20 protein-coding genes are annotated in these 23,816 nt (G+C 60.6%); 6 read left to right on the plus strand and 14 right to left on the minus strand.

Annotation, left to right across the window (positions count from 1 at the left end; all coding sequences use genetic code 11):
• Positions 1 to 3 precede the first annotated feature (3 nt).
• The 13 genes from ASE04_RS22320 to ASE04_RS22380 form a co-directional block, all read right to left on the minus strand.
• Entirely contained in the window at positions 4 to 1,926 is a 1,923-nt protein-coding gene (locus tag ASE04_RS22320; protein ID WP_056822240.1) for a glycoside hydrolase family 127 protein, read from the minus strand.
• Between the two features lie 25 nt (positions 1,927 to 1,951).
• Entirely contained in the window at positions 1,952 to 2,815 is an 864-nt protein-coding gene (locus ASE04_RS22325) for a carbohydrate ABC transporter permease (RefSeq protein WP_056822243.1), read from the minus strand.
• Entirely contained in the window at positions 2,812 to 3,726 is a 915-nt protein-coding gene (locus ASE04_RS22330; RefSeq protein ID WP_056822246.1) for a carbohydrate ABC transporter permease, read from the minus strand. Before ASE04_RS22330 ends, ASE04_RS22325 begins: the two co-directional genes overlap by 4 nt.
• 69 nt (positions 3,727 to 3,795) lie before the next feature.
• Positions 3,796 to 5,031: an ABC transporter substrate-binding protein gene (locus tag ASE04_RS22335; RefSeq protein ID WP_056822249.1), complete on the minus strand. Its 1,236-nt coding sequence runs from the start codon at positions 5,029 to 5,031 to the stop codon at positions 3,796 to 3,798.
• Positions 5,032 to 5,085: 54 nt separating this feature from the next.
• Positions 5,086 to 6,039, minus strand: coding sequence for a LacI family DNA-binding transcriptional regulator (locus ASE04_RS22340; protein ID WP_443216903.1), 954 nt, complete (start codon positions 6,037 to 6,039; stop codon positions 5,086 to 5,088).
• 807 nt (positions 6,040 to 6,846) lie between these two features.
• Positions 6,847 to 7,170 carry a hypothetical protein gene (locus tag ASE04_RS22345; RefSeq protein WP_200960757.1) on the minus strand — a complete coding sequence of 108 codons (324 nt, stop codon included), beginning with the start codon at positions 7,168 to 7,170 and terminating at the stop codon, positions 6,847 to 6,849.
• 389 nt (positions 7,171 to 7,559) lie between these two features.
• The gene (locus ASE04_RS22350; protein ID WP_056822257.1) at positions 7,560 to 9,617 is read right to left on the minus strand and encodes an SUMF1/EgtB/PvdO family nonheme iron enzyme; all 2,058 of its coding nucleotides are present in this window, start codon (positions 9,615 to 9,617) and stop codon (positions 7,560 to 7,562) included.
• Positions 9,617 to 9,997 (minus strand): VOC family protein, encoded by a 381-nt coding sequence (locus ASE04_RS22355; protein ID WP_056822260.1) that lies wholly within the window; start codon positions 9,995 to 9,997, stop codon positions 9,617 to 9,619. Before ASE04_RS22355 ends, ASE04_RS22350 begins: the two co-directional genes overlap by 1 nt.
• A 14-nt stretch (positions 9,998 to 10,011) precedes the next feature.
• Entirely contained in the window at positions 10,012 to 11,397 is a 1,386-nt protein-coding gene (locus ASE04_RS22360) for an ABC transporter substrate-binding protein (protein WP_200960758.1), read from the minus strand.
• Between the two features lie 7 nt (positions 11,398 to 11,404).
• A complete protein-coding gene (locus ASE04_RS22365) occupies positions 11,405 to 12,244 on the minus strand; it encodes an ABC transporter permease (protein WP_056822267.1) in 840 nt (279 codons plus the stop codon).
• 5 nt (positions 12,245 to 12,249) lie between these two features.
• Entirely contained in the window at positions 12,250 to 13,260 is a 1,011-nt protein-coding gene (locus ASE04_RS22370; protein ID WP_056822268.1) for an ABC transporter permease, read from the minus strand.
• 124 nt (positions 13,261 to 13,384) lie between these two features.
• Positions 13,385 to 14,947 carry an ABC transporter substrate-binding protein gene (locus ASE04_RS22375; protein WP_056822273.1) on the minus strand — a complete coding sequence of 521 codons (1,563 nt, stop codon included), beginning with the start codon at positions 14,945 to 14,947 and terminating at the stop codon, positions 13,385 to 13,387.
• A gap of 250 nt (positions 14,948 to 15,197) precedes the next feature.
• Entirely contained in the window at positions 15,198 to 16,055 is an 858-nt protein-coding gene (locus ASE04_RS22380) for a sulfurtransferase (RefSeq protein ID WP_056822286.1), read from the minus strand.
• A gap of 147 nt (positions 16,056 to 16,202) precedes the next feature.
• Between ASE04_RS22380 and ASE04_RS22385 the strand changes: the two genes are divergently transcribed.
• Complete coding sequence (locus tag ASE04_RS22385; RefSeq protein ID WP_056822293.1) at positions 16,203 to 17,996, plus strand: ABC transporter ATP-binding protein; 1,794 nt, start codon at positions 16,203 to 16,205, stop codon at positions 17,994 to 17,996.
• Positions 17,997 to 18,011: 15 nt separating this feature from the next.
• On the opposite strand, the gene ASE04_RS22390 is transcribed toward ASE04_RS22385, so the two are convergent.
• On the minus strand, positions 18,012 to 18,713 hold the full coding sequence (locus tag ASE04_RS22390; RefSeq protein WP_056822295.1) for a GntR family transcriptional regulator: 702 nt from the start codon (positions 18,711 to 18,713) through the stop codon (positions 18,012 to 18,014).
• Between the two features lie 198 nt (positions 18,714 to 18,911).
• Between ASE04_RS22390 and ASE04_RS22395 the strand changes: the two genes are divergently transcribed.
• From ASE04_RS22395 to ASE04_RS22415, 5 genes are read left to right on the plus strand one after another with little or no spacing between them, the layout of a single operon-like run.
• On the plus strand, positions 18,912 to 19,574 hold the full coding sequence (locus ASE04_RS22395) for an aspartate/glutamate racemase family protein (protein ID WP_056822297.1): 663 nt from the start codon (positions 18,912 to 18,914) through the stop codon (positions 19,572 to 19,574).
• The gene (locus ASE04_RS22400) at positions 19,571 to 20,935 is read left to right on the plus strand and encodes a dihydroorotase (RefSeq protein ID WP_056822298.1); all 1,365 of its coding nucleotides are present in this window, start codon (positions 19,571 to 19,573) and stop codon (positions 20,933 to 20,935) included. The genes ASE04_RS22395 and ASE04_RS22400 overlap by 4 nt, the downstream gene beginning before the upstream one ends.
• Before the next feature lie 15 nt (positions 20,936 to 20,950).
• Positions 20,951 to 21,877 (plus strand): dihydrodipicolinate synthase family protein, encoded by a 927-nt coding sequence (locus ASE04_RS22405; RefSeq protein ID WP_056822299.1) that lies wholly within the window; start codon positions 20,951 to 20,953, stop codon positions 21,875 to 21,877.
• Positions 21,877 to 22,635, plus strand: a complete 759-nt coding sequence (locus ASE04_RS22410; RefSeq protein WP_056822300.1) for an SDR family oxidoreductase — start codon at positions 21,877 to 21,879, stop codon at positions 22,633 to 22,635. Before ASE04_RS22405 ends, ASE04_RS22410 begins: the two co-directional genes overlap by 1 nt.
• Before the next feature lie 5 nt (positions 22,636 to 22,640).
• Entirely contained in the window at positions 22,641 to 23,780 is a 1,140-nt protein-coding gene (locus ASE04_RS22415; protein WP_056822753.1) for a MalY/PatB family protein, read from the plus strand.
• The last annotated feature ends 36 nt before the right edge of the window (positions 23,781 to 23,816 follow it).

Here is a 23,816-nt window from a genome sequence, read left to right on the forward strand (position 1 = left end):
TGTCTACTTGTCTGCCTGAACCCAGACGAGCATCTCGCCCGGCTCGCGGTTGTCCCACAGATGATAGGGCACGAACCGTGCCTTGGCGGACGCGCGCTTGGCGGGTTCGGTGCGATAGAGCGGCGATCCCCAATCCGACACATCCTCGCGCATGACCTCAACGTCCACGGCGACGGCGCCGTTCAGGTCTCCAAGAACGCTTGTCTGTGCCGACGGCAGCTGTCGCGGCAGGACGATCGCGTTCAGGTCCTTGCCGTTGTCGACTTCCTCGGCGCAATAAACGAGCGGCCCACGCATCAGCGCCACGCGTCCGACGTCCTGTCTGACCTTGGGGTTTGCATATTGCGGGCGCAGGGCCAGCGGCAGATCAAGCGCCAGGCGATCACCGTCGGTCCACTCTCGCTCGAGGCGGACATATCCGTCGACAAGATGGGAAGCGACATCGACCTTTTCGCCGTTGATGGTGAGCGTTGCCCCGACAGCCCACTCCGGCACGCGGAGCGACAAGGCGAAAGTAGAGCGCGCCTTGAGGCCGACCTTGAACTCAACTGCTCCCTCCCACGGGTAGTTGGTGTTCTGCGTAAGCTCTACCTCGCTACCATTTGCGAGGCTGAAGTTTGCCTTGCTCTCACCATACAGATGAACCGCGATTTCATCGTCGGCTGCCGCATACATGTACGAACCGATCGACGTTACGAGACGCGCGATGTTCGGCGGGCAGCAAGGGCAATGGTGCCAAATCCAGCGATGATGCTTTCCGCTGCTTTCGAGCGGATTGTCATAGAAGAACGTCTTGCCGTCGATGGACAAGCCAGGCAGAGCGCCGTTGTAGAGCGCCTGCTCCATGATGTCGGCATAGCGGCGGTCGGGGCCTCGGCCAAGCATTCGGCTCGCCCAGAATACGAGACCAACCGATGCGCAGGTCTCGGCGTAGGCCGTGTCATTCGGAAGGTCGAAGTAGTCGGTGAAGCCTTCGTTGCTGGCGGCAGGACCAATCCCGCCGGTGACGTACATCTGCTTCGTCGTCAGATCATCCCAGAGCGCTTCAAGCGCCTCGGTCAGGGTATCGTCATTATACTCCGTGGCGATGTCGGCCATACCAGAATAGAGATACATCGCGCGAACGGCGTGACCCACCACCTTGCGCTGATCGCGCACCGGCTCATGCGCCTGACCATATTCGTAGGTCTTCTGAATGAAGCTTGCCGGATCGCGTCCGTCCCGGATTGCTTCGTCGGTAAAGAAGTGCGGTTCGCGGCCGCGCTCATCGACGAAGAATTTCGCAAGGTCCAGGTACTTCTTCTCACCCGTCACGCGGGCAAGCTTGACCAGAGCGAGTTCCACTTCCTCGTGGCCGCAATAGCCCGGAAGCTGGCCTTCGCCATGTCCGAAGACCTTGATCATGTAGTCCGCAAAACGGATCATCACGTCGAGAAGCTTCCGCTTTCCGGTCGCCTGATAGTAGGCAACGGCCGCCTCCATCAGATGGCCGGCGCAGTAGAGCTCGTGATGATCGCGCAGATTGGTCCAGCGCCGCTCCGGCTGGACACGCTGGAACCACGCATTCACATATCCATCTTCGTCCTGCAGTTTCTCATAGAGATCGATGATGGCGTCCGCCCGAGCCTCGAGCTTTGGATTGGGCTGCCGGTAGAGCGAATAGGCGATCGTCTCGATGGATTTGCCGAGATCGGAGTCCCAGAACATCTGGGTCGTGCCGCCCCACGGCTGAATGGGAATGACGATCCCGGGGCTTGGCTGGTCGACATCGATGGCGCGCAGCATGCCTGCCTCGACGCATCTGTCGAGCAAGGTTTCGGCTGTGGAATTGCATACCGCGTCCTGCCACTTGCCCCAAAAGCCGGACAGTGAAACGTCGGGAACGCCGACGGGGCGAAACTGGCGGTGTGTCTTTGTTTTTGTCATCGGATCATCTTCACTTTCGGTTGGATCATTTCACCGCGCCGGCCATCAGCCCGCGCATGTAATAGCGTTGCAGAAGCAGAAATACGAAGAGGCAGGGGACCACCATGACGGCCACGCCGGCCTGGACGGCACCCCAATTGATGGCGCCGAGGCGTCCCGCTCGCACCGCCGTCATCAAAACCGGCAGCGTGTAGTTGTCGTTCGAAGACAGGAGGACGAGGGCGGCGAAGAACTCGTTCCAGGCGTTCAGGAATGCGAAGATCGCAACCGTCGCCACCCCCGGCATAACCAACGGCAGCAGGACCCGGACGAGAAGTTTCAGGTCACGCGCCCCATCGATACGCGCCGCCTCCTCGATCTCCTTCGGCACGGCATCAAAGGCGTTTCGCATCATGAAGACGGAGAACGGCAGCTGAAGCGTTACGTAGACAAGCGTCAGGCCGAACAACGAGTTGTTGAGCCCGAGACGCGCCAGGATGATGAAGAGCGGCGTCAGAATGGACTGAAACGGGATCATCAGCGTCGCGATGATCAGAACGAACATCACGTTCTTCAGGGGGAAGCGATACCGCGAGAAGCCGTATCCAGCGAGAAGGCTGACGACAACGGTCAGGAAGACCGTGCCGGTCGACACCACGAAGGAGTTCAGCATGTGCCGCCAGATGCCGGACCCGAACGTGTCGAGAGCCCGATAGGCATCAAAGCTTACGCCCATGGTGGGCCAGGGCGGCAGCGGCGGCAATCCCGCCTCCGCGTTTGGCCGGAACGATGAGAGAAGCGTGATGACGAACGGCGCGAGGAAGAAGAACGCAGCCCCCAAACCGATGCCATGATAGCGCAAGGCGGTCCAGCGCTTGCGTCGAAGACGCATATCGGCTTTCGTTGTCATGGCCGCTCGTCCCCTACTCTCAGTAGCCACAGCTGAACGACGCTGATGGCGACGAGGATGGCGAGCAATGCAATAGAGAGTGCTGCGCCGTATCCCAGATTGAACGAAACGAACGACTGGTTGAATATGTAGTAAACAACTGAAATCATACGATTTTGCGGACCACCACTGGTCATGATGTAGAACTGGTCGAACGCCAGGATTGAGCCGGTGACGGACAGGATCAGTGCCAGCGCAATCGTTCTACGCATGAGCGGCAGCGTCAGATACCGGAACCGCTGCCAGCGACCGGCGCCGTCGATCCGCGCGGCTTCCGTCAACTCTGTCGGGATCGCCTGTAATCCGGTCACCAGAATGATCATCGTGAAACCGGCGATCTTCCAGACCACCATGGCAATGACGGTCAGGAAGGCGGCATCGAAGGTAGCCAGCAGGTTGACCTTGCCCGACGTCAGTCCGAGACGTTGCAGAAGCGGGCCGAACAGGCCGCTATCGACATTGGCGAGCCACACCCACAACAGGGAGGCCGACGCAAGCCCAACAACGACGGGGAGGAAGATGGCGGTACGATAGAACGAGATGAAAGGACGGTGCCGCTCGACGAAAAGAGCCAGCGGAAACGCGACGGCGAAGATCGCGATCGTCACGAAGAACGTATATTTCGCCGTGAAAGTCAGAGCCTGGAGAAACCGCACATCGGAGAACATGCGTGTGTAGTTCTGCAAGCCGCTCCAACTCGGCTGGCCGAGCAACGGCCACTTGTGCAGACTCATCCAGACCGTGAACAGGACTGGCAATACGAAGAAGACCAGAACGAGAGCCATTGCCGGCGCGATGTAAAGTAATCCGCGATAGCCGCTTTTTTTTCGGACCCGGCGGCGATGGAGTCCTGCCGTCTGAGTTGACGTCATCCTGAATTCTTCCGCTATGTGCTTTGAAAAACCGGGAGGGAGATCCCCTCCCGGCGCATGAGGACAAGCTCAGTTTGCCGCATCGATGATCGACTGCATCTCCGCTTGCGCGTTGGAGAACGCACCGTCGACATCGCTGCCGTAGATCGACGCGTTGATGAAGGTCGCCCATGGACCGTTCGACGAGTTGATCAGGTCGTTGAACTGAAGCGTGTAAGGCGTCTTGGCGACCGCAATTGCCTCGATGCCGACCTTGAGGCGCGGATCGAGGCCGTCGAGCACTTCGTTGGCGATATCACCGCGGGTCGGCAGGCTGCCGAACTTCGCCATGATTTTCTGACCTTCGACGGAATAGGTGTATTCGAGGAACTTCTTGACCGCATCAAGCCTCGGCGTCCCCTTCGTCACCACGAAGTTATCGCCACCGGCGAAGGACGAAGGCTTGCCATCGACACCCGGTATCAGCGTTACGCCGAAATTGATCTCGGGGTGCTGCGTGACCAGGGTACCGATCGCAAACGCACCAAGACTTTGCTGGCCGATCTTGCCGTTGGTAAAGCTCAGGAAGTTCACGCCGTTATCACTCGCGGAGCCGGCCGGAACCGTATCCTTGGCCACTAGGTTGCGATAGATATCCACGGCCTTTCGCATCTGCGGCGTGTCGAGCGTCGCGGTCTTTCCGTCCGCGGAAAGAATGTCGGCGCCGGCGCCCCAGACCAGCGGCGTGAACGTGAAGATCATGCAACCGCCACAACCGCCGCCGGAGAAGTAGAAGCCATAGGTATCACCACCGAGAGCACGGATTTTCTCAGCGTTCGCGGTGATCTCCTCCCAGGTCTTCGGAGCCTTCTCCGGATCGAGACCCGCCTTCTTGTAGAGGTCCTTGTTCCAGGCAAAGATCGAGGTTTCGACCGAAAGCGGCATGCCATAGATCTTGCCGTCGTAGGTTCCGAGCTTCACATGCGATGGCGACAGCGAATTGAAGTAAGGCAGAGCCTTGGCCCAGTCGGAAAGATCTTCCAGCTGACCGGCCGACGCAAAGGCCGGCGTATAGATCAGGTCGAGCGACAGGGCATCCGGCGCCTGACCACCGGCAACCGCGGTTGCGTATTTCTGCACCAATTCCGAGAACGGCACTTCGGTCATTTCGACCTTGTCACCGCCCTTGTCATTGAATGATTTGACGACTTCCTTGAAGGAATCGCCGATCCCCGAGCGTACCCACATCGAGATGGTCTCGGCAGACGCCGTCGAGGCCATGTAGACAGACATCAAAGCTGCGATTGCGAATTGTCTTTTCAGCATTTCCACTCCTCCCATTGGCGGATCGCTCCCGACGATCCGATTTCAGATCACTCTTTAGTCCTGCGCGCCTCCGCAAGATTTCCGGACGACGAGCTTGCAGGGCAGTTTCCTCACCCCACCCTCGACCGTCTTTCCTTCCGATAGCGCAAGCACCATGAGACCGGCCTGACGGCCAACCTCCTTCAAGTTCATGTCGATCGTCGTCAGCGGCGGCCGCGTCTGGGCCGCGACAATCTCCCAATTGTCAAAGCCGATGACCGAAACCTGCTCGGGCACGGCCACATTACGTTCGCGCAGCGCATCGACCACGCCGCGGGCGATCTGGTCGTTCCCGCAGAAGATGCCATCAGGCCGTTCCCGCCCACTTTGCCAGATGTTTGCGATGGCCCGGTGACCCCAAAGCTCCGACCACTCGCCGTGCATGACGACAGCGTCGGGTCCGCCCGCTTCTCGAAATGCATCGGCACGCTCGCATGCTGACTGAAAGCTGTCCGGACCGGTGATGTGAACCAGACGCGATCGACCGAGACCGCGCAGCCATTCGGTCGCGAGTCGCGCGCCTTGGCTGTCATCGGAAGTCAGCGTCACGCTTCCGGTAGCACCCTGCGTGAAGGCGTAGACGACCGGTACCGGCAATCCCTCCAGATCGACGGGCAGCGAGCGATCGATTCGCTTGCCTGTCGCAATGATCCCGTCGACCTGCTTGTCGAGCATTGCATCGACGTGAACCTTTGCGAGCGTCGGATCATCCTCGATCGCGCAGAGGAAAACCGACACGCCGTGATCGACAAGAGCCTCGGAAATGCCGGCCATGACAGGCAATGTGAAGCGCCCGTAGGTATCGTTCGTCAGAAGCCCGACGGTAAAGCTGCGGCTCGACAAGAGCCCGCGCGCCAACGCATTGGGACGAAATCCTGTTTCTCTCGCAAGGCGCTGGATACGCTCGCGCGTTTCGGCTGCCATTCGGCCATTGCCGTTCAGCGCCTTCGACACGGTCGAGACACTCACGCCGGCAGCTTTTGCCAAGTCGTGAATGGTCACACGCGCACTTTTGCTTTGAACTGCAGCCAGAATTGCCTCCTCCCAGAAACACGATGAGAAAACCTTTTCTCACGCGATCCGTCAATAAGAGAAAACGTTTTCTCAGAAAATTTTTGATAAGATCGTTGGGAACACCCAATCAAGGTTCCACACCGGCTGACGCGCATAGCCGCCATCTAGTTTTGAAGTCGATCTCAATAGACCGTGGGACGCGGCTCCGCCCGGAACAGGCCTGAGACCTGCACGTCGTCTGGGAGCTCCCCTGCCGAACGGGGAGGTCGACGTTTCGAGACCCCTTCACGACGAATACTACAATATGCTGGAGGGAAAGCGGTATTGAGCGACGCTACAGCCGCTTGGCGGTCTTCGCACACTTCCGGTCTTTCGCAATCGGCGGAAGATCGTGGGGCGTGTGTGAGTACATCGCCTTTCCAAGGGAAGGAGGTCGGACCCGGTTCGTTCGCGGCGCCCAGACGCCGATACGAAACGATCCGCTCGGCGGTGACGCCTGCACGTTGGCCGTCCGTGCCGTTCCTGTTCATAGATATCGAAAAGACCGGTCGCGACCGCAACGTCGCGCCAGCCGGCACACAGGCGAATGCTGCGTATGTCGGCGGCTACCGTGGCGTCCAATTCCAAAGCAATCTTGGCAACCCGCGGAAACGGAGCAACAAGCGCCCGACGACTGACAGTCGTGTTCTTCCAACTGTCATGAACGTTGGGATGCCTGCGCCGATCGGTGGCGAACGCTCCATTACCGCACGGCTTGCACGCTCACTTGTGCTTGAGCAGCCAAAGTTTGCCGGCCATCGTGATTTTCTGCGGGGCCGTCGTACCGGACGAGCCATCGACGCTCTCAATAAGCCCAAGCTCTTGCAGGCGCTCGACTGTAGCGGTGGTTGCTGTTTTCACCTTGATAGGGCGCTCCTTGAATCGGTCCGAGCGTGCATAGGTGACCGTCGCATCCAGGTGCGTCCAGGTCTTTGCATTCTGCGGATGGAGATCGCCCAGCTTCGCAAGTTTCAGGGCTGAGGTCTGGCCCGGCGTCAGAGCCACGACGAGCGCCTCCGAGGCGGCAGAGTTGGGAGCTTGGTTCATTTTGTTCTATTCGCTTCTAAGCAGCCCTCTCGGGCGGTCAAGGGTGTGCATGAAAGTCTCCGCGCCGCAAACGCAGAGCGTCGAATGATTTCGAAAGAGGATGTTCGCAGCTACCGCGAATGCGCAGACCAAAGGTCGGCAATCAAACTATCGAGGGTTCGTAGTAAGGCAGTCTAGATTTCGCGTCAAGTTGACGACTGGCTCGGGTGCGCTATCTGCCTCGCGCCGTTACCAAATTTGTTCGCGGGAGCGACGCCGACGACAGGTTCCTGGACCCAGCAACGGACGGCGGCGCTGTCCGCAACCACCGTTCGGTCTGTGACTACACCTCTAGAAACTAAAACCATGGAAGCAGTTCGCGGCGAATGCCATGCGCCATGAAATGCGCATCATGCCACGACGACGCGGAACCCGTTGCCACGCCAGAAGCCATCAGGCTCGAGGCTGCCGCGATAGGTGCAGCAGGCTTTCATCTTGTTGCTCGAAAAGCAGCCGCCGCGCAGGACGCGGCGAACGGCCGGACCCGCATCATCAGCCTCACGCCCATCGTCACCATAGGGGTATCGGAAGCTTGGCGTCGCCATGTCCTCTCCCCACAGCGTCGTGCACCATTCCCATACCTGTCCCGTCATGTCGTAACAGCCAAAAGCAGAACGCCCCTTGGGGAACAGGCCGACCGTACAGGTGGTGTTTAGCCCTGCCTCCTCGGAATTGGCCGCGTCCGCGATCCACTCGTGCCCCCAAGGATAGACGATCGTTTCCGCGCCGAGGTCGGGCTGGTCGCCACGCGCTGCCCGCTCCCATTCAGGCTCGGTTGGAAGCCGAACGATGTCTTCCGGGCCAATTTTTCCCTGCGCGCGCCAGCGATCGGTCAGCCAGTCGCAATAGGCTCGCGCATCGCGCCACGTCAGATCGGTCGCCGGGGCATTTTGCCGGTCCTCGGCAAGACCGTCAGGGCTGCGCCAGAGCCGGCCGGTATCGCGCACGAAGGCGGCGTAGGCGGCATTGGTGACGGGATAGAGGCCGATCCGGAATGCTCCGACCTCGACTACATGCGGGGGCGCGGAATTCGGATGCGTATCGGAGCCAATGACACAAACGCCCGCAGGCACTTGTGCGAGAGCCTCGAGGTCGCGCGGATCACCCCAGGCCGACAGGATTCGGCCGGCGCTTTCGCGCTCGGGGATCGACAGCACACCATGGCCGACAATATCAAGAAGATGGGCGGCAATAAGATCCCTCGACGGTCTCGCGTGCGCTCCGAGGCCCGCCGCGAGCAATGCACCGCGGCGCGCATCGTCGCCATCGCCGCCGACGAGCGTTTCGATAAGCCCATCCGCGGCTTCCGAACCCTTCAGGCGTCTGGCGAGACTTTGCAGCACCGGTGTCCAGAGCGACGGTCGTGAGCGAAACGCCTGAACGGCAGTCGCAGCCGGCAATGTGGACAAGTGTCGCGCCGCCAACAATTGACGCACGCGCGTCACCGGGAAAAGCCCCTCTTCATCGAGTGTGCCCGAGAGCGCATCGAAGGCGAGCCCGCAGAGGAAGTTGGCGGTCTGCGCGTCGCCGGCAAGCTTGGACAGCCAGCGATCCGTAATGGCCTCTTCGGTCTGCCCTTCGTCGTGGCTGTGAAGGGCCATGACGAATTGCGCCGGATTTCCGGCCGCCGCACCAAGCGCCACCCTTTCCTGTTCCAGATCAAGGCCAGCGAGTCTCCTGCCGGCTTCAAGTCGTTGAGCCCGGGACAGCGGCAATAGATCATAGCGCGCAAAGGATGGAGGCAATACCCAGCTCTTCACCGCGGATTGCTCGCCTAGCGCGAGCAGCCGAACGCGTGGGAAACGAGCCTGAAGGGCGAGTGCCTGCTCAAGCATAACCGGCCCTCCGTCACCGGCGGCCTCGATCCCGTCCAGTATCACAAGAAGAGTTGCATCCGACGCCGCCCATGCGTCGCCCGACAGCAGGGTATCGAGGCCCGGAAACGCTTCACCCAACAGTTCCCGGACATCAACTCCGGGTTTGATCGCCACATACAGGGGAAGAACGTGGTCGAGATTCCAATGCTCCTCATGCACGGCGCCGAGGTCATTGCGCGCTACCTGCAGCGGCGCCAGACGTTCGCCGGCGAGGGTCAACGCCAGATGCTGCGCAAAGCTCGTTTTGCCACCGCCGGTCTCGGCGGTGAGAATAAGGGCCGCATGATCCCTCGCCATCTCAAGCCCGGAGAAATATACGGCAGGCTCCGGCTCCGACTGGTCCGTAAGCTTTCGCAGGCCCTTGGCAGCCTTGTCCTCGAAACTGAAATTGACGAGCAGCGGAATGTAACCGCTCCGCAAGTCCGCAACGGATCCGTCCGGCAAGGTCAGCAGTGGGCGCTGCCCATACGCGCGCGCTCTGGAGAAGAGCACATCGCGCAGGCTGGCGGGGGTGGTCCCTACTGACGTCATCAGAACAGCTTTGCTATATCGGGATTATGAAAGCGCTGGATTTCGATTGCGTAGCCCGCCGGGTCCTCGAAAAAGAAGTGCTCGCAGTAAGTGCCCCGCAATATTTCCGACAAGCCCGTCACACCGCCATCCGACATGCGCTTATGCCAACCTTCCACATCCTGCGCGACGATCGTCAGCAGGACCGCACTCTTTTGCTGATGCTTGAGGTGCCCGCGGTTACCGTCGACGATACCGAAATAGCAGTTTCCGGCGATGCGATAGATGCGGGCAAGCCCTTGGTCCAACACCAGTTCGAGACCCAACACCTTCTCGTAGAACGGTGCGACGGCATGGATATCTTCATAGTAGAAGAAGGTGATCGAGTAGTCCTTTTCCATTTTCGCGTCCTGCGTTAGTCGATGTTTAGAGTGCCCTTGTGGTCGATCGAGAGACCGGCGATACCCTTGCGCATCGCAAAGACGTCGATCGGATGGACCAGATAGAGCCACGGCGGATTCTGGTGGAGACGGGTGAGGCAGCGGGCGTAGGCGAATTCCCTGGCATCGTCGTCGACGGCACGGTTTGCAGCCGAAATCAGCGCCTCGGTTTCCGGATCGTCGTAACCCTGCCACCAGACCGCCTCTGTCGCGCTGGAGATCTTGTCGTTCAGGATGCGGAAGGTGCTGTGTGGCGACGAGTCGAAGATCGCCATGTCTCCCATTTCCTTGCGACCGATCTGCCGGGCGTATTCGGGTCGATCGAGTTCGGTTTGGATTTCGACCTTGAGGCCGACCGCTTCAAGGGCAGCCCCCACGAAACGGCTGACTTCTGGCGCCCTCTCCGGCATGAACGTCGGAGTGCGCAAGGTCAAGGCAGCACCGGTATCGACACTATCGAGCAGCCTTCGAGCCTTCTCCGGATCGTAGGGGATCGGCCGCAGGTCGGCGCGCTTCGCGCCAAGATGGAATGGGCTGACGATCGTGGATGATGGGACTGCCAGCCCATGGAAAATCTCATTGGCGATCAGCGCTGTGTCAACCGCATGATTGACCGCCAGCCGCGCTGCAGGTGAACGGAAGATACCCTGCTGGCAATTCAGATAGTACATGACCGAGAGGGTGTTGACGGCCTTTCCCCAGGCAAAGCTCTCGTCGAAATCAAACCGCTTCTCGATCCGCTCCAGGTTGAGTGCCGCGTCGACCTCGCCGTGTAGCAGGGAGTCGTAGCGCGCTTCCGCGTGCCGATCCGCCAACGCGACGATCCGCCGGGGGCCACTGCTCGAACCTGCCTTGGTGAGAATTGTGCGAATACCCGGCTCGAACTCTTCGACGCGATAGCGACCGGTGCCAAGGACAGGCGAGCCAGCCTTGTCCAACCGGCAGATGTAAAACTCCGAGAAAATGTCGAGAATGTCGGCGATCGGCTCGGGATTTTCCACCCGAACCACACCCCCGCTCTCAGCCGTAATCCGGGCGTCGGCCAGATAGCGCGCATAGGACCACTTCATCCCGAAGGTATCGACCGCCTGCAGGATGCCATCGATAAAGCCGATGATATCCTCGGCCACGCACGCCTTCCCATCATGGAACGTCGCGCCATCTCGAATGAAAAATTGCCACACCCGACCGTCATCGGAATGAAGCCAACGCGAAAACAGCGCCGGTCGGACAAACCCGTCATCCCATTTCAACAGCGGCTCGAAAACAAGGTTCTTCAAGGTGAGAACGCTCGTGTCGTCCGTGACACGCGTCGGCGGAAGAAAGTCGACTTTCTCGAGGCTGATCGTCAGTGTGTCCAAGATGACCTCAATCGAGTTCGCTGCGGCGACGCGGGTTGAACCAGTCCGCCAGGGAGTCGCCCACAAGGTTGAAAGACAGCACGGCGAAAAGGATCGCCATGCCGGGCGCCAGCGCTACCCAGGGAGCGCTGCGCACATATTGAAGGTTCGCCGACACGTCCGCGCCCCACTCGGCCATCGGCGGCTGAGCGCCAAGCCCCAGGAAGCCGAGGCTGGCGGTCTGCAGGATGGCACTGCCCAAAGCCAGGGTCGATTGTACCAGAAGCGGCCCGAGGCCGTTGACGAAGATGTAGCGAAAGAGAATCCGGCTGTTCGGCAGCCCGAGCGAGATGGCGGCTTCGACATAGGGCTTGACCGAAACGCTGAGCGCCTGGCTGCGCGCCACGCGGGCAAACTGAGGAGCAAGCGTGATCGCAACGGCCAGCATCGCATTCTGCAGGCTTGGACCGAATGCGGCCGCCAATGCGATTGCCAGCACCAGTGCCGGAAAAGCCAGGATGGCGTCAACGATGCGCATGATGATGCTGTCCGTCCAGCCACCCGCAAAGCCAGCGATCGTGCCGAAGAACACGCCGACAAGAAACGCGATGGCGACGACCCCCACGCCGATCGTCAGTGTGGCTCGCCCGCCATACATGATGCGCGTCAACACATCCCGGCCGAAGGCATCCGTGCCGAGCCAGTGGCCGAAGCTTGGCGCGGCAAGCTTATGGAGGACATCGAGCTTGGTCGGCGAATACACGGTGATCATCGGCCCGATCGTGATGAGCACGACCAGCGCGACGAGAATACCAAGCCCGACGACAGCGAGCGTGTTGCGTCTGAGAAACGTTATGAATTCGCGCATGACGTTCACTTCATCTTCTTGCGGACGCGCGGATCGAGGACGCCATAGAGAACGTCAACGATGATCGAGGTAATGACGAAAAGCAGCGCGAAGACCAGCGTCGTGCCTTGGATGACCGGATAGTCGCGGTTCTTGATCGCCTCGAACATGTAGCGGCCGATCCCGGGCCAGGCGAAGATCGTTTCCGTCAGGATTGCGCCGCCCAGCATCTCGGCGAATTTCAGCCCGATGACGGTGATCGCCGGCAGGAGCGAATTGCGCAGCCCGTGATTGAGCACGACATCGGCGCGCCGCAGGCCTTTGGCCCTGGCGGTGCGGATGAAATCCTCGCCCATGACGTCAAGCATCGTATTGCGCACGAAGCGTCCGAGCGTGGCGGCGAGGAAGGCGGCCAATACGGCCGTTGGAAGGATCAGGTGCTGCACCGCGCTCCAAGCCGCGGCGAGATCGCCGGAGAGCAGGCCATCGAGAATGGCGAAGCCCGTTATGTGCTCGGCGGTGATGAACGAGCTCATCCTCCCGGAGACCGGCAGCCAGCCGAGATAGGTTCCGAAGACCAGCTGGAGGATAAGCGCAAGCAGGAAGGCAGGCATCGAGACGCCGACCAGCGAAACAACGCGCGTGCTATGATCGAACAGCGAATTGGGCCGGATGGCGGAAAGAACGCCGATCGGAATGCCGAAAATCACCGCGACGATGACGGCGCATACAGACAACTCGATCGTCGCCGGCAATCGCAGGACGATCTCCTGGGCGACGGGCAAGCCCGTCTTCAGCGACAATCCGAAATCGCCCTGCAGGAGCCCCCCGACGTAGTGGAGGAATTGAAATACGACGGGCTGACCGAGATCAAGCTGAGTCCGCAACGCATCGATCTGCGCCTGCGTCGCCCCGGGGCCGAGCAGCGTCACAGCCGGATCGCCCGGGATCAGTCGAACCAGGGAAAAAACGATGACCAGAACGATGCACATGACGGGTATCAGCGCGATCAGTCGTCGTATGATGAAACTCGCCATGCCTTTCCACTCATCAATGGGAGCCGCCCGCCTCGGCGGGTGGCCACTGTTCGATTGCCGGTGCCGGGGCGCGGTGGTGCCACGAGCGAGACGTCAGGATCGCTCGTGTTCTAGCGCAGCTTCGTCACTTCTTGTAGACGGACCAGTATTCGTTGAGCGGCGGTGCGCTGTTAACGACGAGTCCCTCGACATTGGCGCGCGTGAACACGATCAGCTTGGGGCTGAAGAGATAGGCGCCCGGAACGCGCTTGGCGATTTCCTCCTGAACCTCGAAATAGAGCTTCTTGCGGGCTTCCATATCCGAAGTCTGCTGCGCCTTGACGATGAGGTCATCGAGGTCCTTGTCCCCAGGCATGCGGAAGGTCATGGCCGTGTCGGCCAGAGACGACAGGTAGCCGATTGTGATGTGCGCATCCGGATCGTTGTACCAGGGCTGGCGACCATCGAGCGCGACATCGAACTGGCCCGATGTCTGCAACGCCCGCAACGCGGGGAACTCGGTCTGCTCGATTGTGGCGTTGATGCCGATGTCGGCGAGGTTCGCCTGGACAAAGGTGGCAACAGCGCCCCAAAGCGGCCCTTGGAAGCTATAGAGCTTCAGGTTGACGCTGGACGGATCGACGCCGGCTTCCGCCAAAAGCTTCTTCGCCAGGTCCGGATCATAAGCGGGCGCAAGTTCCTTCATCTTCGGATTGAACGCCCAGCTGTTGCTGGTCAGAGGACCGTAGACGCGCTCGGCAGTGCCTCCAAAGACGCCCTGCAGGAGGCCGTCATAGTCGATCGCGTGCGCGATTGCCTCGCGTGCCTTGACGTTGGCGAAGGGACCGTCCTTCTTGTTGTTGTTGAACTCGAGCTGACGGATGATCTGGCTCGATGTTTCGAGCACCTTCACATCCTTGTTGCCCTTCAGCGCTTCGATATCTTCCGCAGCGATGGCTGACAGCTGGCCCTGCTGCTGAACGATGTCCACGCCGCCGCTTTCGAGCTCGAGCCGGCGCGTCGAAGCATCGGGAATGACGCGGTAGATGATCTTGGAAAGCTTGGGCGCACCACGGAAGTAATCCGGGTTAGCCTCGAGAACGACGTTCGTGTCGGCCTGGGCACTCTTGAAGACAAAAGGACCAGTGCCGACGGGATTGGCGGCAAACTTCTCGCCATACTTCTCCACCGCGGTCGGGCTCACGATTGCCGACTGTGGCTGCGCGAGGATCGACAAAAATGCCGGATAGGCGGCTGAAAGTGTGATCTTCACCTCGTCCGGCGAGACGACGGCGATATCCTTGATGAGGTCAAAGGTCGCCTTGACGTAGGAATTTGTTGTCTTGGTGCGTTCGAGCGAGAACTTCACGGCGGCGGCATCGAAAGGCGTGCCATCCTGGAATTTCACGCCGTCACGGAGCTTGAAGTCGAATTCCTTGCCATCAGGGGAAACAGTCCAGCTCGCGGCAAGGCGGCCTTCCAGATCCTTGAAGTCGGGCGCCGTCCAGGCGACCAGCGTGTCAAAGACGTTCAGAATGATCTCGCTGCCAACCGGCTCGGCCTTGTTGGTGCCGGGCTCGAGGCTGACGGGATCAGAGGGAACGGCGACGACGAGCGTCTTCAACTGTTCCGCGTCCTGCGCGATCGCGTTGCCGGCAACGAGCGGCAATGCCACCATCGCTGCGAAAAATCCCTTCCAGACTTTCATTCTACGCCCCTTTCGTAGTCGTGGCTTTCGTTCAAAAGCCGTTCTCGTCGACACTGACATCGCTTGGTCATTCCGTGATATACTACGAAATATATCATCAGAAATGAGACTGTAAAGCGTGCTTGGCGACTGTTTAGACAATCGCCAAAATCGCACATTCTTTATGCAATATAAGAAAAAATATGCCGATTATTCGCGCATTATGAGAACAGAAACAGGGGATCGGGCTTGGAACCGGTCAGACGCCAATTCAAAGCGGATCCGCGCCCGTTATCACCGGACGTGTCGGATCGCTGATCCAGGCAGACCAAGAACCCGGATACATGGCCGCCTCTACACCGATCGAGGCAAGCGCCAGAACTGTATGCGCCGCCGACATGCCGGCACCGCAATAGACCCCCACCGGACATGATCCATCCGCCCCGAGCGCACGATACATTTCCGTCAGCGTGGCCCCGTCGGTAAAGTTGCCGTAGTCGGTGAGATTGTCCGGTGCCGGCGCGCTGATCGCATAGGGAATATGGCCTCTTGCCGGCTGCCCCGGCGCAACCGCGCCACCGATGTAATTGGGCCTGATGCGTGCATCGAGCAACACCGCCTCCTTGCCGAGACGCAAGGCAGCATCCGCATCGAGCTCCTGCATATGGCCGGCGGATAGCTCGATTTCGTTTGGCTGCGGCCTTGCAAACTTTTCCGTCGTCGGAAGTCCAGAGGCACGCCATGCCGGCATGCCGCCATCGAGTACGCGGACATCGGGTAGGCCGGCCCACCGCAGTACCCACCACGCTCTCGCCGCCGTCATGCTGCGATCGCCGTCATAGACGACAATCGTGCTCTCCTTGCGCAGCCCCCAGCGCCGGGCCTTTTCCTGCAGATCAACAATGTCCGGCAAGGGCCGCTGCCCACCCTCGAAGGAGGCCGGCGCCTGAAAATCGGTATAAGCTTCCGTATCGATTGCCCCCTCGATACGCGCCCCATTAAAAGATGGCGCACCCGTATAGGGATTGATCGAATGAACCGCCAGCACCGTGACGTCTGCACCTGATTTGCGAAGCTCGTCCAGTTCGACGGGTGTCAGAAGAACTTTTTTTCGGACGTCGTCGGTCATGGCGCCAACTTCTTTGCAAGCGGAGGAATTTCACCATCCTCCTTCATCCAATCCAGCTTGGCAAGCTGAAATATCTTACGTAGTATATCACGACCTTTCGTCTTTTGAACGGAAGGCGACAGCCCTACGGCCACAGGAGCGTCCCACGTGACCATCTTATCCGTCGAACATCTGACAACCTCCTTTCGCCGTGCCGGAGAATGGACGCCTGTTGTCAACGATGTCAGCCTGACGGTGGCTGCCGGCGAGACGGTGGCGATCGTCGGCGAGTCCGGCTCCGGAAAGAGCGTGACGGCGATGTCGATCATGCGCCTGCTTCCGGAAAAAACCTCTCGGATCGCGGGTAGCGTCAAGCTCAATGGAAGAGAGCTGTTGACCGTGCCGGAGCGCGAGATGCAGGACATCAGGGGCAACGAGGTCGCGATGATCTTTCAGGAGCCGATGACGTCCCTCAATCCGGTGCTCACCGTCGGCCGCCAGATCGCGGAGGCAATTCGGCGCCACCGCGGGGTCAGCGCCACCGAGGCTCGCGCGCAGACAATCGCCTTGCTGGACCGGGTGCGCATTCCGGCGGCCGCGAAGCGTTTCGACGAATATCCGCACGAGCTTTCCGGCGGCACGCTGCAGCGCGTGATGATCGCCATGGCGCTGGCCTGCAGACCGAAGCTTTTGATTGCCGACGAACCAACCACCGCGCTCGATGTTACGGTGCAGGCCGAAATCCTCGGCCTCATCAAGAGCCTTCAGGACGAAGAGCAGATGGGCGTGCTCTTTATCACCCACGACATGGGCGTAGTCGCCGAGATCGCCGACCGGACTGTCGTGATGTTCCGCTCGCGCGCACTGGAAAGCGGGCCGACGGATGCGATCTTTGCCGAGCCCGAGAACGCCTACACGAAGGCATTGCTCTCGGCCGTGCCGAAACTCGGTTCGATGACCGGGCGCTCGAATCCCGCGACCTTTCCGCTGGTTGACGTCCAAAGCGGCCTTGCGCTTGGAGAGCGCGAGGTCGCTCGCGCCGGCGAGCGCAACGTTCTCGAGGTCGGCAACCTCGTTGCACGATTCGATATCAAGAGCGGCGTACTCGGCCGCGTAACCGGCCGCGTGCACGCGGTCGAAGACGTCTCGTTCGATCTGAAAGAGGGCGAAACCCTTTCCCTGGTTGGAGAATCCGGTTGCGGCAAGTCGACGACCGGCCGCGCGGTGCTGCGGCTGATCGAACCTGTGAGCGGCAGCATCCGCATCAATGGGGAAGATATCCGCGCGATGACGCCGGGCATGCTCACGCGCCAGCGCCGCCAGATGCAGATGATCTTCCAGGATCCCTATTCCAGCCTCAACCCGCGCATGCGCATCGGCGATGCCATCGCCGAGCCGTTGATCGCTCACAGGTTGGCCTCGAAGACTGAAGCCATAGCCAAAGCCGTCGATCTTCTCGAACGGGTCGGGCTAAATGCCGATATGGCGCGGCGCTTTCCGCACGAATTCTCCGGCGGCCAGCGCCAGCGCATCAGCATCGCGCGCGCCTTGACGCTGAACCCGAACCTGATTGTTGCCGACGAGGCTGTCTCCGCACTCGACGTGTCGATCAAGGCGCAGGTGGTGAACCTCATGCTGGAATTGCAGGAAAGCCTGAAAATCGCCTATCTCTTCATCAGCCACGATATGGCTGTCGTCGAGCGCGTGAGCCACCGGGTCGCGGTCATGTATCTCGGCGAGATCGTTGAAATCGGATCGCGCGAGCAGATTTTCGCCAGCCCTCAACATGCTTACACCAAGCGGCTACTGGATGCCGTTCCGATTGCCGATCCAAGCCGCCGCCACGTTCGCACGCGCCAGCCTGGCATCGAACTCGGAAGTGCCATCAGGCCGGCGAACTACGTCCCGCTGAAGGCGACCTATCGCGAGGCGGCACCGGGTCACCTCGTCAAGCAAGCCTAGCGCACCAGCGTTTCATCAAAGAGTGAAACCGCCCTGCGCGTTTGAAATCAGCGCGTTGAGCAAACCCTTGCGCGTATTTTCGTTGTGCTCGACCATTGCCGCGCGGGCCTTGTCACCGTCGCGCTCGCGCAGGACGGTCACGATCCGATGATGGTCGTTGGCCGTCTCGGGATTAATGTCGCGAATTCTTGTCCCCATGTAGAAGAGGCGGGCGCACTCCTCGAGATGGCTCATCACCAGGGAATGCAGGCGTGGGTTACGCGAACCCTGCGCGATTGCCGAGTGAAACTCCTCATTGGAATCGACGAAGGTTTTTGTACTGACATTCTCGCCCACGACGTAGCTTGCATTGGCCAGCTGATCGAGCGCATCCAGCTCTGCCTCGGTCAGGTTCTTCGCGGCAAGTGCGGCAGCTGTTCCCTCAAGTACGCCGCGAACGGCAAAAAGGTCATTCATATCGTTGACGGTAACCGGCTTGACGCGATAGCCGCGCCGCGGGAACGCTTCCATGAACCCTTCGACGCACAGGCGCGCCATCGCCTCGCGCACCGGCGTCTTGCTCATTTCCAGCTTCTCGGCGAGTTCGGGTTCGGAGACGGCCATGCCCGGCGCCAACTGGCCGACGATGATCCGCTCGCGCAAGATGATATAGGCTTGCTCCGTCAGCGATTTCGCCCGTCTTTCCGACGTCGGCCCCGACCTGTCAGTGCTGTTCAAAAACCCATCTCCCATCCGACCACAACAGGGCCACGCTGCTTTCTCGCCATACATCGCCGGCAAGTCAAAGGCTTTCGATATTACGAACATTCGCGTCTCGGGCAAACTGGACTTTGACACCATCTCGCCTGTAATATATTACGTGGTATATCTTGATTGCGCAATCGCCATGGCTGCGCACGAACCCAAGGGTGCGTCGTGTCCGACATTCTTGTCATCAACCCCAACAGCTCTGCTTCGGTCACCCGTTCCATGGAGGCATGTCTGAGCCCTATTCGGGCTGCGACATCGCACAGGATCGAATGCGTCGAACTTGCGAAATCACCGCCGGGGATCGAGACTGACGCGCACGTCAGCGAGGTTATTCCGAACATCGTTGAAGCAATTTCAGCCTCATCGGCCGATGCCTTCGTGCTCGCCTGTTTCTCCGATCCCGGCATCGCGCATGTCCGCAAGCTGTCGGATCGCCCGGTTCTCGGCATCGCTGAATCCGCCTACCTCGCCGCGATTGGCCTCGGGGCACGATTTGGCGTCATCTCGCTCGGCCCCTCCTCGATCGCCCGCCACTTGCGTTACCTCAAGGAGCTGCAACTCGAGCGCCGCCTCGCCGGCGATCGGTCGATTGATATGACGGTCGTACAGCTGATGTCGGGCAACGTCGTCGAGACGGTATCACGCACCGCTCGTCTTTTGCGCGACGAGGATGGCGCCGACGTCGTCATCCTCGGCTGCGCCGGCCTCGGCGCCTATCGAACCGCGCTGCAGGACAGCCTGGGCATTCCCGTTGTCGATCCGGTTCAGGCTGGCGTCGCGCTCGCCTGCACCAATCTCGACCTCGCTTACGGAAAGACGAAACAATGACGTTTGATCTTGTAGTAAGCGGCACCGTTGTTCTTCCGGACGGGCCGGCTGAAAACACCTGGGTCGCTGTCAGCGACGGCAAGATCGCAGCCATCGGAACCGGCAGCGCACCTGCGGCAAAGGAAATCTTCGACGCCGGCGACGATCTGATCATACCCGGCGTGGTCGATGGCCAGACACACGCCTGCAGTTACGGCGGTCTTCCCGGCATTCGGTCGACCACCCGCTCGGCGATCGCCGGCGGCGTGACGACGATCGTCGACATGCCCTACGACAACCCGGTTCCGTTGAACTCGCTGGAGCGCCTCGACGACAAGATAGCAGCCATCACCGAGCACGCCCATGCCGATGTCGCGCTCTACGGCACGATACTGCCCGGCCAAACGACCGACGACGTCGAGCCGTTGATCGAAGGCGGTGTGGTTGCCTTCAAGATTTCCACCTTCGAAAGCAGCCCGACGCGCTTTCCACGCATCGCCTCCGACCAGATCCTCGCGACGTTTCTCGCACTTCGCGACACGAGAATTCCACTCGGCGTGCACAATGAAGACCAGGAGATCGTCAGGGCTTATATCGCCGCTGCGAAAGCCTCAAACCGCAATGGCATCGAGGCGCACTCCGGGAGCCGGCCGCCGGCCGCCGAGTTGGCGGCAACGGCCCAGTTCCTTGAGCTTGGGGCGGCTTCCGGCGCCCATGCGCACATTGTTCACCTGACGACACCGCGCGGCTTTCAGCTTGTCGACAACTACCTTGCCGACGGCTTCAGGGCGACTGGCGAACTCTGCGTTCATTATCTCTGGTTCGACCCGGATCGCGACGGCGCCGAACTCGGCGCCCGCATGAAGGTCAACCCGCCGATCCGTCCGGGCCAGATCGACGCCCTGTGGGATGAGATCCTCTCTGGCCGTGTTGCCTTTGTCAGCTCCGACCATTCGAGCTGGCCCGTTGACAACAAGTTCACGCCGTCGATCTTCGACGCAGGCGCCGGCGTGCCGGGGCTGGAAACACTGCTTCCCGCTTTCTATACGGCGGCAGACAACCGTCGCCTTGATGCCGCGACGATCACCGTCGAGCAGCTTTGCGAGCGCCCCGCGAAATTCTTCGGGCTCTGGCCGAGGAAGGGCGCGATCCGGCTTGGCGCGGATGCCGACCTCGCGGTCCTCTCGCGCAGGCCGCAGATATGGGACTCCTCCCGGGCCCATGACGAGCTCTGCTGGAGCCCCTTTGATGGCCGCGCATTCTGCGTGACCGTCACCCGCACCTATCTCGGCGGGCAACTCGCATGGGACGGTGTGGCCGTCGTCAACAACCCCGGAGCCGGGCGCTTTGTTCGCCGTGGCAGCTCTCACTGGTTTGAATAGGATCGGATAGCCATCATGCCGCTCATCACATCAGACAGCCAAGGCGTCTTCGTCATCGCCGTCACACCGTTCAACGAGGATGGATCGCTCGACGCCACCAGCATCGATCGCATGGTCGATTTCTACTATGAGAAGGGTGCCGATGGCCTGACCATTCTCGGCATGATGGGCGAAGCGCCAAAGCTTACGCAGGCGGAGTCGATCGAAGTCGCGCGCCAGACGCTAAAGCGCTCGGGCAACCGCCCCGTCGTCGTCGGCGTTTCCGCGCCGGGGCTCGCCGCGATCGGAGAATTGACGAAAGCGGTGATGGATATCGGCGCGGCTGGCGTCATGGTGGCTCCCCCCTCGTTGCTGCGCACCGACGACCAGATCATCGGCTACTATCGCAATGTTGTCGAAACCATCGGCAGCGATGTCCCGGTCGTACTGCAGGACTTCCCGCTTTCGACAAGTGTCCAGATCAGCTCGAAGACGCTCGGCGCGATCATCGAAGCGCATCCTGGTATCGTCATGGTGAAGCACGAGGACTGGCCGGGCCTCCAGAAGATAACCGATCTGCGCGAAGCGGAAGCGAAAGGCCGTCGGCGCGTTTCGATCCTGTGTGGCAATGCCGGCATCTTTCTGCCGGAGGAAATGCAACGCGGCGCAGATGGCGCAATGACGGGCTTCCCCTACCCTGAGATGATGGTGGACGTCTGCCGCCTTAGCCGCGACGGCAGACATGAAGCGGCGCAGGATGTCTTCGACGCCTACCTGCCGCTTATGCGTTACGAACAGCAGCCGAGTCTCGGCCTCGCGGTCCGCAAGTATGTGCTCGCCAAGCGAGGAGCAATCGCGAGTGCCGCGCAGCGGCGTCCGGGAATGGCGCTCAGCGCGCAGGCGGTTGCTGAAGTCGAAAAACTCATCGAACGACAGGAACGCAAGTTGGAGGCGTTGGCATAATGGATCTGCAGATTTCCGGAAAGAAGGCGCTCGTTCTCGGCGCAAGTCGTGGCCTCGGCGGAGCAATTGCGAGGGGTCTGGCCGATGAGGGCGTGCAGGTATTCGCAGCCGCCCGAAGCGCCGACAAGATCCCGCCTCACGCCAATGTCACACCTGTCGCCGTCGATCTCGCCGACCAGTCTTCCGTCGCGGCTCTGATCGCGACGCTTTCCGACCAGGGCGGCGTCGACATTCTCGTCAACAACTCCGGCGGCCCGAAGGCAGGGCCGGCGCTCGGCCAGACGCGCGACAGCTGGCGCTCTGCGTTCGACGCGATGGCCACGTCGATCTTCGACATCTCCAACGCGATGCTTCCCGGCATGATCGAGCGCAAGTGGGGCCGCATCATTACCATCGGCAGCTCCGGCATCGAACAGCCGATCCCCAATCTTGCCCTGTCTAACGGGGTCCGCGCCGCGATCGCCGGCTGGTCGAAGACATTGGCGGGCGAAGTCGCTCAGCACGGCGTCACGGTCAACATGATCCTGCCGGGACGGATCGACACGGACCGCGTACGCGAACTCGACGGCATCAAGGCTCAAAACAGCGGCGCCAGCGTGGAAGCCGTGCAGGAAGCATCGCGCAACGACATTCCCGCGCGCCGCTACGGCAAGCCGGAAGAATTTGCCGCCGTCGCCGTCTTTTTGGCAAGCGCTCAGGCAAGTTATGTGACAGGCTCCGCCATCCGCGTCGACGGCGGTATGATCAAGGGGTTATGACACGCATGACCGATTTCGATGTCGTTCACGAGCGCCGCGGCACCGGCAGCTCCAAATGGAGCAAATACCCCGGTGACGTTCTGCCCATGTGGGTTGCCGACATGGATTTCCCGGCGGCTCCGGAGATCGTGGACGCGATCCGCAATCGTCTCGAACATCCCCTCCTCGGTTATGGCGTTGCGCGCGACGAACTGCGTGCGCAAATCGTCGCTGACATGCAAAGCAAATACGACTGGACAGTTTCGCCCGACGAGATTGTCTTTTTGCCGGGCGTGGAACCAGGTTTCAACATGGCGCTGAAGGCGATGCTTCGCCCCGGCGACGGCGTGCTGGTCCAGACGCCCGTTTATCGCCCGATCCTCAACGCACCAAGCCATTGGGGCCTGCAGCTTATCGATGCACCCCTGATCGCGAGCGACGCCGGGTATGCCATGGACATGGAGGCCTTTGCCGGCAAGATCGCCGACTCGCATGCGCTTCTGTTCTGCAATCCGCAGAACCCGACCGGCAAGGTGTTCACTCGCGACGAACTGGTGAGCATTGCAGAGCTTTGCCGCAAGAACGATACGCTCATCATATCCGACGAGATCCACTGTGATCTTCTCTTCGATGGCCGCCGCCACGTTCCGATCGCCAGCCTCTCGCAGGACGCTACCGAGCGGACAATCACGCTGATGGCAGCCAGCAAGACCTACAACATCGCCGGCCTGAAGACCGCATTCGCGATCATCCGCAACAAGGCGATGCGCGACGCATTCATGCAATCGCGGCTTGGGATGGTCGATAGCGTCAACATCCTGGGTCTGGAAGCAACGCTTGCGGCATTCTCGAAAGCCGATCGCTGGAAGACGGATATGCTCGCCTATCTCTCGAGCAACCGCGACTATCTCTCGGCCGAAGTCGCCAGACGTTTCCCTGAAATCCGCCTGATCCCCGCTGAAGCCACCTTCCTCGCCTGGCTGGACTGTTCGGCAATGAAGCTTCAGACCGACCCGCACACGCACTTCCTGCAGCATGGAAAAGTCGGCTTCAGTGCCGGTTCGGAATTTGGCCATGACTACGGCGATTTCATCCGCTTCAATTTCGGATGCCCTCGCGTTCTGCTGGACGACGCGCTCGATCGCATGGAGCGGTCGCTGGCGTAAAAGTAAATTCGGGCCGCCAAGGCGGCCCGTTTCGCG

Origin of the sequence: Rhizobium sp. Root708 (assembly GCF_001429725.1) — a bacterium.
In the GTDB taxonomy this organism is placed as follows: Bacteria; Pseudomonadota; Alphaproteobacteria; order Rhizobiales; family Rhizobiaceae; genus Rhizobium.

Bases quoted from the DNA above. Each gene is read 5' to 3' on its own strand.
- ASE04_RS22365 (WP_056822267.1), bottom strand. From the start codon at position 12,244: ATGCGCGAATTCATAACGTTTCTCAGACGCAACACGCTCGCTGTCGTC.
- ASE04_RS22350 (WP_056822257.1), bottom strand. From the start codon at position 9,617: ATGACGTCAGTAGGGACCACCCCCGCCAGCCTGCGCGATGTGCTCTTC.
- ASE04_RS22380 (WP_056822286.1), bottom strand. From the start codon at position 16,055: ATGACCGACGACGTCCGAAAAAAAGTTCTTCTGACACCCGTCGAACTG.
- ASE04_RS22330 (WP_056822246.1), bottom strand. From the start codon at position 3,726: ATGACGTCAACTCAGACGGCAGGACTCCATCGCCGCCGGGTCCGAAAA.
- ASE04_RS22320 (WP_056822240.1), bottom strand. From the start codon at position 1,926: ATGACAAAAACAAAGACACACCGCCAGTTTCGCCCCGTCGGCGTTCCC.
- ASE04_RS22400 (WP_056822298.1), top strand. From the start codon at position 19,571: ATGACGTTTGATCTTGTAGTAAGCGGCACCGTTGTTCTTCCGGACGGG.
- ASE04_RS22370 (WP_056822268.1), bottom strand. From the start codon at position 13,260: ATGGCGAGTTTCATCATACGACGACTGATCGCGCTGATACCCGTCATG.
- ASE04_RS22325 (WP_056822243.1), bottom strand. From the start codon at position 2,815: ATGACAACGAAAGCCGATATGCGTCTTCGACGCAAGCGCTGGACCGCC.
- ASE04_RS22375 (WP_056822273.1), bottom strand. From the start codon at position 14,947: ATGAAAGTCTGGAAGGGATTTTTCGCAGCGATGGTGGCATTGCCGCTC.
- ASE04_RS22405 (WP_056822299.1), top strand. From the start codon at position 20,951: ATGCCGCTCATCACATCAGACAGCCAAGGCGTCTTCGTCATCGCCGTC.
- ASE04_RS22410 (WP_056822300.1), top strand. From the start codon at position 21,877: ATGGATCTGCAGATTTCCGGAAAGAAGGCGCTCGTTCTCGGCGCAAGT.
- ASE04_RS22345 (WP_200960757.1), bottom strand. From the start codon at position 7,170: ATGAACCAAGCTCCCAACTCTGCCGCCTCGGAGGCGCTCGTCGTGGCT.
- ASE04_RS22355 (WP_056822260.1), bottom strand. From the start codon at position 9,997: ATGGAAAAGGACTACTCGATCACCTTCTTCTACTATGAAGATATCCAT.
- ASE04_RS22415 (WP_056822753.1), top strand. From the start codon at position 22,641: ATGACCGATTTCGATGTCGTTCACGAGCGCCGCGGCACCGGCAGCTCC.
- ASE04_RS22335 (WP_056822249.1), bottom strand. From the start codon at position 5,031: ATGCTGAAAAGACAATTCGCAATCGCAGCTTTGATGTCTGTCTACATG.